At 74.7% G+C, this 708-nt stretch carries 1 protein-coding gene; it reads right to left on the bottom strand.

Translation table 11 applies throughout. The features are described from left to right. On the bottom strand, window positions 1-708 hold a 708-nt coding region (locus tag MKK58_RS05650), incomplete at both ends, for a cupin domain-containing protein (RefSeq protein WP_243911167.1).

Genomic DNA, 708 nt, shown 5'->3' with positions numbered 1-708 from the left:
GGCACCGCCCACGATCTCACGCCCGGCAGCTACGCCTACCTGCCGCCGGGCGCCGCCTGGAGCCTGCGCAACGACGCGGGCGAGCCCGCCCGCTTCCACTGGCGCCGCAAGGCGTACGACCGGTTCACCGCCGTGTCGCTCCCGCAGGCCTTCGTCACACATCAACCCGCGATCAGCCCGGCGCCGATGCCCGGAAGGGACGGCGGCTGGGCCACCACCCGCTTCGTCGCCTCCGCCGCAGCAGCGGGTGGTGGCCCAGGCGCCCTCCGTGCCGGGCATCGGCGCCGGGGTGGTCTCGGACTCGTGCGTGACGAAGGCCGGCGGGAGCGCGATGCCCGGCCGCAGGGCGTAGGCCTTGCGGCTCCAGTGGAAGCGGGCGGGCTCGGCCGCGTCGTTGCGCAGGCTCCAGGCGGCGCCCGGCGGCAGGTAGGCGTAGCTGCCGGGCGTGAGATCGTGGGCGGTGCCGTCGAGGACGAGGCGGGGCTGGCCGCCGACCACGAACAGCACGCCTTCGGCGTCCGGGTCGGGCTCCGGCGCCTCGCTGCCGCCGCCCTGCCCGACCTCCATGAGGTACTGCGCGAAGGTCTCGGAGAAGCCCGAGAGCGGGCGCGACAGCATCCAGGCGCGGGTGCTCTCCCAGAAGGGCAGCACCGAGGTGACGATGTCGCGCATCACGCCCTTCGGGATGACCGCGTAGGCCTCCGTGAA

This window comes from Methylobacterium sp. J-078, assembly GCF_022829285.1.
GTDB lineage: Bacteria > Pseudomonadota > Alphaproteobacteria > Rhizobiales > Beijerinckiaceae > Methylobacterium.
Note: the sequence above shows the minus strand (reverse complement) of the source record. Positions and strands in the feature narration are given on the sequence as shown.